Source organism: Pseudoruegeria aquimaris (genome assembly GCF_900172235.1).
GTDB lineage: Bacteria > Pseudomonadota > Alphaproteobacteria > Rhodobacterales > Rhodobacteraceae > Pseudoruegeria > Pseudoruegeria aquimaris.
Genome location: NZ_FWFQ01000008.1, coordinates 141,367 through 147,366 on the forward strand (window position 1 = coordinate 141,367; position 6,000 = coordinate 147,366).

Consider the following 6,000-nt stretch of genomic DNA (forward strand, 5'->3'; position numbering starts at 1 on the left):
CCCAAGTATCCCGGGGGAGCCGCCGCAGGCGGCGGGGGCGGAGCCCCCCGAAGCCCCTGCGCCAGTTGCGCAACGCAAAAGCCCCGGCGCGATGGCCGGGGCTTTCTCTTTGAACGTGCGTATCCGCTCAGTGCTTCTTCTTGCGCGGAGGCATGAGGTCCGTGATCGTGCCCTCGAACATCTCGGCGGCGAAGTTCACGGTTTCGCTCAGGGTCGGGTGCGGGTGGATGGTGTGGCCCAGGTCCACCGCGTCAGCCCCCATCTCGATGGCCAGCGCCACCTCGGCGATCAGGTCGCCGGCGTTGGGGCCGACGATGCCGGCGCCGATCACGCGGTCATCGCTTTCGTCGAAGATCAGCTTGGTGATGCCCTCCGAGCGCCCCAGCGAAAGCGAGCGGCCGGAGGCGGCCCAGGGGAAGACCCCTTTGCCGACCTTCAGCCCCTTGGCCTTGGCCTCCGCCTCGGTCACGCCGACCCAGGCCACTTCCGGATCGGTGTAGGCCACGCTCGGGATGATCCGCGCGTCGAAGTAGCGCTTGTGCCCGGCGCAGACTTCCGCCGCAACCTTGCCTTCATGCACGGCCTTGTGCGCCAGCATCGGCTGGCCCACCACGTCGCCGATGGCGAAGATATGCGGCACGCCGGTGCGCTGCTGGTTGTCGACCGGGATGAAGCCGCGCTCATCCACCGCGACGCCGGCGGCCTCGGCGTTGATCTTGGCGCCGTTGGGGCGCCGGCCGACGGCCACGAGCACCATGTCGAAGGTGTCGGTGAATTCCCCGTCGGGGCCTTCCATGGTGACCTTGAGACCCTTCTTCTGGGCCTCCACGGCCGTCACCTTCGTCTTGGTGAAGATGTTCTCGTAGCGGCCCTCGATGCGCGTGGCCAGGGGCTTCACGATGTCCTTGTCGGCGCCGGGGATGATCTGGTCCATGAATTCCACGACCGTCACCTTGGAGCCGAGCGCATCGTAGACGCAGCCCATTTCCAGCCCGATGATGCCGCCGCCCAGCACGAGCAGGCGTTTCGGGATCTCCTTCAGCTCGAGCGCCCCGGTGGAATCGATCACGCGGGGATCGTCATGGGGGATGAAGGGCAGCGTGACCGGCTCGGAGCCGGCGGCGATGATGCAGTTGTCGAAACTGACGGTGGTCTTCTCGCCGTCGTTGTCGACCTCGATCATGTTGGGGCCGGTGAAGCGGCCGTAGCCCGTCACCACCTGCACCTTGCGCCCCTTCGCCAGCCCGGCGAGGCCGCCGGTGAGCTGCTTCACCACGCTTTCCTTCCAGGCGCGCAGCTTGTCGATGTCGGTCTTGGGCTTGGCGAAGCTGATGCCGTGTTCGCCCATCTCCTCGGCTTCGGTGATCACCTTGGCGGCATGCAGCAGCGCCTTGGAGGGGATGCAGCCCACGTTCAGACAGACACCGCCGAGATAGGGATCCTTCTCGATCAGCACCACCTTCTTGCCCAGGTCGGCGGCCCGGAACGCAGCCGTGTAGCCGCCGGGGCCGGAGCCCAGAACAACCACCTCGGCGTGGATGTCGCCGGCGCCGGTTGCGGTGCCGGTCGCGGCAACGGCCGCAGGCGCCGCCGGGGCAGCGGCGGCCGAGGGGGGGTCGACGGCCTCCGAGGCCGCGCCCTCCTCGGTTTCCAGCGTCAGGATCACCGAGCCTTCGGAGACCTTGTCGCCTTCGGCCACGGCGATGGAGAGCACCTTGCCCGCCGCGGGGCTCGGCACTTCCATCGTGGCCTTGTCGCTTTCCAGTTCGATCAGCGGATCTTCCGCCGCGACGGTATCACCCACCGCCACGAGAATGCTGACCACGGGCACTTCGGAGAAATCACCGATATCGGGAACCTTGACGTCCATCTCTCAGCGCCCCCTTACAGCATCAGCCGGCGCACGTCGCCGAGCAGGTGTTTCAGCGTGGCGCAGAAGCGCGCGGCCAGCGCACCGTCGATGGCGCGGTGATCGTAGGAGAGCGAAAGCGGCTGCATCAGGCGCGGCACGAATTGCTCGCCGTCCCAGACGGGCGCCATCTTGGAGCGGGTGAGCCCCAGGATCGCCACTTCGGGCGCGTTCACGATCGGGGTGAAGCTGGTGCCGCCGATGCCGCCCAGCGAGGAGATCGTGAAGGTGGCGCCGGACATGTCCTCGCCCTTCAGCTTGCCCTCGCGGGCCTTGGCCGACAGCTCCATCAGATCCTTGGAGATCTCGATGATGCCCTTGCGGTCGGCGTCCTTGATCACCGGCACCACGAGGCCGTTGGGCGTATCCGCCGCGAAGCCGATGTTGTAGAAATCCTTCTTGATCAGCTTGTCGCCGTCCGGGTGGATCGAGGAGTTCACCTCCCAGTGCTGCTTCAGCGCCGAAACGGAGGCCTTCACCACGAAGGACAGCAGCGTGACGCGGTAGCCCTCCTGCTTGGCGACGGCATCCAGCTCGCGGCGGTAGCCGTCCAGATCGGTGATGTCGGCTTCCTCGTTGTGGGTCACATGCGGGATGTTGAGCCAGCTGCGGTGCAACGCCGGGCCGGAGATCTTCTTGATCCGGGGCATTTCCACGTTTTCGACCGGGCCGAACTTGGAGAAATCCACCGCCGGGATCGGCGGAATGCCCATGCCGCCCTGCACGGCGCCACCACCGGCCGCCGCCGGGGCGGAAGCCGCCTTGAAGGCCTTCATCACGTCTTCGCGCAGGATGCGGCCCTTGCGGCCGGTGCCGTTGACCTTGCTCAGGTCCACGTCCAGCGTGCGGGCGAAGGCGCGCACGGAGGGGCTGGCGTGGGCCTTGCCGAAGCCGGCGTCCGTCACCGGCGCGGGGGCCGGGGCCGGGGCCGGCGTGGCGGCGGGGGCGGCGGCAGGGGCTGCCGCGGGGGCTGCTGCCTGTTCCGCGGCGGGAGCGGCCGCAGCGGCGCCTTCGCCTTCCAGCACCAGGATCACGGAGCCTTCGGAGACCTTGTCGCCTTCGGCGACCTTGATCTCGAGCACCTTGCCGGCGGCGGAGGAGGGGACCTCCATCGTCGCCTTGTCGCTCTCCAGTTCGACGATCGGGTCTTCCTCGGCGATCACGTCGCCCACGTTCACCAGCACCGTCACCACCGGGACATCGCTGAAATCGCCGATGTCGGGAACTTTCACTTCGATTGCCATGTCGTTCTCTCCTCCTTCGGCCTTACACGAGCCGCGGGTTCGGCTTTGCGCCGTCGATGTCGTATTTCTTGAGGGCTGCTTCGAGATCTTTCCTGCTCACCGCGCCTTCGCGGTAGAGATCGACCATCGCGGCAGCGGCGATGTGGTTGGCGTCCACTTCGAAGAAGCGGCGCAGGTTCACGCGGCTGTCGGAGCGGCCGAAGCCATCGGTGCCCAGGACCGTGAAGCGCTGGCCTTCCGGGATGAAGCCCCGGATCTGCTCGGCGTAGTTCTTCATGTAGTCCGTGGCGCAGACGATCGGGCCCTTGGAGCCTTCCAGCACTTCCGTCACATAGGCCTTCTTCGGCTCGGCAAGCGGATTCAGGCGGTTGTGGCGCGCGGCGTCCTGGCCGTCGCGGGCCAGCTCGTTGAGGCTGGTGGCGGACCAGATGTCGGAGGTGACGCCGAAATCTTCCTTCAGCATTTCCGCGGCTTTCAGCGCCTGCATCAGGATCGTGCCGGAGCCCATCAGGTTCACGTGCTTCTTGCCCGGCTTCCTGGTTTCGGAGAAGCGGTAGAGCCCCTTGATGATGCCTTCCTCGGTGCCCATGGGCATGTCGGGGTGGGCATAGTTCTCGTTCATCAGGGTCAGGTAGAAATACACGTCTTCCTGATCGACATACATCCGCTGCAGGCCATGCTGGATGATCACGGCCACCTCGTATTGGAAGGTCGGATCGTAGCTGATGCAGTTCGGGATGGTGCCCGCCAGGATGTGGCTGTGGCCGTCCTCGTGCTGCAGGCCTTCACCGTTGAGCGTGGTGCGCCCGGCGGTGCCGCCCAGCATGAAGCCGCGCGCACGGCTGTCGCCGGCGGCCCAGGCCAGATCGCCGATCCGTTGGAAGCCGAACATCGAGTAGTAGATGTAGAAGGGGATCATCGGCACGCCGTGGTTGGAATAGGACGTTGCCGCCGCGATCCAGTCGGCCATGGCGCCGGCCTCGTTGATGCCTTCCTGCAGCACCTGCCCGTCCACGCTCTCCTTGTAGAAGGACATCTGGTCGGCGTCCTGCGGGGTGTAGAGCTGGCCGAGCGGGTTGTAGATGCCCACCGAGCGGAACAGCCCCTCCATGCCGAAGGTGCGGCTTTCGTCGGGCACGATCGGCACCACCTGCTTGCCGATCTTCTTGTCGCGCAGCAGCGTGGTGAGGATGCGCACGAAGGCCATCGTCGTGGAGATCTCGCGCTCGCCGGTGCCCTTGAGCTGGGCGGCGAATTTCTCCAGCGGCGGGATTTCGAGGGAAGGCGCATCGTGGAAGCGCTGCGGGAAGGCGCCGCCGAGCGCCTTGCGGCGATCCGCGAGATAGGCCTTCTGCGCGTTGTTGAGCGTGACGAAGGGGGCCTTGCCCACGTCTTCGTCGCTGACCGGGATCTGGAACCGGTCGCGGAAGGCGCGCAGCTGCTCTTCGTTCAGCTTCTTCTGCTGGTGGGTGGTGTTCTGCCCCTCACCGGCGGAGCCCATGCCGTGACCTTTCACGGTCTTCACCAGGAGGCAGGTGGGCTGACCCTTGGTTTCCGTGGCCCGTTTGAAGGCGGTGTAGACCTTCTCGGGGTCGTGGCCGCCGCGGCGCAGCGCCCAGATCTGATCGTCCGTCCAGTCTTCCACCAGCTTGGCCGTCTCCGGGTATTTGCCGAAGAAATGCTTGCGGATGTAGGCGCCGTCCTTGGATTTGAACGTCTGGTAGTCGCCGTCCAGCGTCTCGTCCATCAGCTGGCGCAGGCGGCCGGAGGTGTCCTTCTCCAGCAGCTCGTCCCAGCCCTTGCCCCAGAGGAGCTTGATGACGTTCCAGCCGGCACCGCGGAAATCGCCTTCGAGTTCCTGCACGATCTTGTGGTTGCCGCGCACCGGGCCATCGAGGCGTTGCAGGTTGCAGTTGATGACGAAAATCAGGTTGTCGAGCCCCTCGCGCGCCGCGAGATCGATCGCGCCGCGGCTTTCGGGCTCGTCCATCTCGCCGTCGCCGAGGAAGCACCACACCTTGCGGTCGGCCATGTCGATCAGGCCGCGGTTGTGCATGTATTTCATGAACCGCGCCTGGTAGATCGCCATCAGCGGGCCGAGGCCCATGGAGACCGTCGGGAACTGCCAGTAGTCCGGCATCAGCCAGGGGTGCGGGTAGGAGGAAAGCCCCTTGCCGTCCACCTCGGAGCGGAAGTTCAGCAGCTGTTCCTCGCTGATGCGCCCTTCCATGAACGAGCGCGCGTAGATGCCGGGGATCACGTGGCCCTGGAAGAACACGAGGTCGCCGCCGTGGATCGCGGATTTCGCGCGCCAGAAGTGGTTCAGGCCGATGTCATACATCACCGCGGAAGAGGCGAAGGAGGCGATGTGCCCGCCGTATTCGCTGCTTTCCTTGTTGCGGCGCACCACCGTGGCCATGGCGTTCCAGCGGTTGATGGTGCGGATGCGCCATTCCATTTCCAGATCGCCGGGGAACTCGAGCTGATCGTCCGCCGGGATGGTGTTCTGGTAAGGGGTGGTTGCCGAGAAGGGCAGGTTGGCCCCGGCGGCACGGGCCTGCTGGACGGCCTTGTCCAGCAGGAAATGCGCGCGGTCGGCGCCGTCCCGGGCGATCACATCCTCGATGGCTTCCTGCCATTCCTGTGATTCTACGGGATCGATGTCAGGGGTCTGACCACTCATGTTCTGATTTCCTCCCTTGAGGGGTTAGGCCATGTACTGGCCGCCATTGGCGGAGATGGTGGAGCCGGTGATGAAGGCGGCGTCATCCGCGGCGAGGAAGGCCACGCAGCGGGCGATCTCCTCGGCTTCGCCGAGCCGGCCGACCGGGATCTGCGGCAGGATGA

The 6,000-nt window shown here is 66.0% G+C and carries 4 protein-coding genes; all 4 read right to left on the bottom strand.

Translation table 11 applies throughout. The annotated features are described in order from the left end of the window. Positions 1–127 precede the first annotated feature (127 nt). Positions 128–1,870 (bottom strand): dihydrolipoyl dehydrogenase, encoded by a 1,743-nt coding sequence (lpdA, locus tag PSA7680_RS07660; protein ID WP_085868080.1) that lies wholly within the window; start codon positions 1,868–1,870, stop codon positions 128–130. 14 nt (positions 1,871–1,884) lie between these two features. Then, entirely contained in the window at positions 1,885–3,240 is a 1,356-nt protein-coding gene (gene aceF, locus PSA7680_RS07665; protein WP_085868081.1) for a dihydrolipoyllysine-residue acetyltransferase, read from the bottom strand. After that, positions 3,176–5,836 carry a pyruvate dehydrogenase (acetyl-transferring), homodimeric type gene (aceE, locus tag PSA7680_RS07670; RefSeq protein ID WP_085868082.1) on the bottom strand — a complete coding sequence of 887 codons (2,661 nt, stop codon included), beginning with the start codon at positions 5,834–5,836 and terminating at the stop codon, positions 3,176–3,178. Before aceE ends, aceF begins: the two co-directional genes overlap by 65 nt. A gap of 24 nt (positions 5,837–5,860) precedes the next feature. Next, on the bottom strand, positions 5,861–6,000 hold a 140-nt coding region (locus PSA7680_RS07675; RefSeq protein ID WP_139838581.1), incomplete at its 5' end, for an SDR family oxidoreductase.